The organism is Mycobacterium sp. THU-M104 (assembly GCF_049197365.1).
In the GTDB taxonomy this organism is placed as follows: domain Bacteria; phylum Actinomycetota; class Actinomycetes; order Mycobacteriales; family Mycobacteriaceae; genus Mycobacterium.
The window spans coordinates 1-1,331 of sequence record NZ_JBMIOP010000281.1; the positions used below are offsets into that span (position 1 = coordinate 1).

General features: G+C 64.1%; 1 protein-coding gene and 1 pseudogene. Both read left to right on the forward strand.

Annotated elements, in window-relative coordinates; translation table 11 throughout:
- Window positions 1-216: 216 nt before the first annotated feature.
- A pseudogene (locus tag ACOJVU_RS20195) lies at window positions 217-435 on the forward strand (hemerythrin domain-containing protein); the annotation flags it as partial.
- A 62-nt stretch (window positions 436-497) separates the two neighbouring features.
- Window positions 498-1,226: a cysteine hydrolase family protein gene (locus ACOJVU_RS20200; protein WP_421531407.1), complete on the forward strand. Its 729-nt coding sequence runs from the start codon at window positions 498-500 to the stop codon at window positions 1,224-1,226.
- Window positions 1,227-1,331: the final 105 nt, after the last annotated feature.

Genomic DNA, 1,331 nt, shown 5'->3' on the forward strand with positions numbered 1-1,331 from the left:
TGCACCGCCGGTGCCGAGTCGCTGCGCCAATGCGGGGAGCTCGCTGGCGATGACTCCTCCCGGTGGCCGAGGATCTCGGAGGCCAATTCGGCGAGCGCGGCACGCTCCCTGGCCAGCGCCGGCTGCCCGCAGTCGGTGACCTCGTAGACCCGGCGAGCGCGTCCGTTCACCCCTTCTTGTCGGGAAGTCAATCCAGGCGCCGTGGATCGGCTCGATATCCGGATGAATGAGCCCCATGAGGCACGCGAAGACACAGTCGTTTTCCCGGTGTGTGAGGTGTTGCCCGCCGCGGAGTTTCGCCACCTGGCTGAGATTTCCGAAGAGGAGGAACACCGGCGGTTCGGTCCGGCCGGCTTCGAAGGGATGGTCGACAGAGTCGCCGACATCGAAAAAAGGTTCGGCATCTATGACCTGAGCCAGTTCACGGCGACCTAGGAATGCTGGCCTCGGGGGCGGCTTTGGTCAACCGCAGCGATGCCAGGCTATAGCCTGACAGGATGGAATCGGTGGTGGAGCCGCACTTCGAGTCTGCGGCCCTGCTGACCATCGATGTTCAAGTTGACACTCTTGATGGTGGGCCGCTGGAGATCCCTGGGACATCGGCGGTGGCGCCCCGGATCGCCGACCTGTGCCGCGCATTCCGCAGCGCCGGGCTACCGATCGTGCATGTTGTCCGGATCTACCGGCCTGACGGAAGCAACGCTGAACCGGTGCGCAAAGACCTTGTCACCGGTCCAACCGCAATACTGCGCCCCGGCACGCCCGGACGGTTACTGGCACCGGGTTTAACACCTGACCCGGCAACACAGTTCGATGATGAATTGCTGTTGTCGGGGCGGACTCAGCAACTCGGCGACCGCGAGATCATCCTCTACAAGCCCCGGTGGGGTGCCTTCTTCGGCACGGCCCTGGACGACCATCTCCGTGACAATGACGTCGACACCGTGGTACTGGCTGGATGCAACTTTCCGAATTGTCCACGCACCACGCTCTATGAAGCCAGCGAGCGTGACTACCGCGTCATGTTGGTCGACGACGCGGTCTCCGGGCTCTACGAACGGGGCCGCGTTGAGATGGCCAACATCGGCGTGACACTGTGCCACGCCGAGCCGGTGATCCTGCGCCTCAGGGCGGCCACGGGTAACACGGCCATGCCGCAGCAAATCGGCAGCGAACAGCATGACCCTAACCGTGATGGCGGTAACCGTGCGAACACGTCGAACTGACGCGTGACCAGTCGGTGGCAGGGTCACACCACGAAGGTCACGTCAAGGAGTCCACCGGTCACCGCGCGGGCTGACGCCTCCTGCTTCACGACAGCGGTGCGACCG

What these genes read in the sequence shown, in the direction of transcription:
- ACOJVU_RS20200 (WP_421531407.1), top strand. Translation starts at nt 498, where the DNA reads ATGGAATCGGTGGTGGAGCCGCACTTCGAGTCTGCGGCCCTGCTGACC.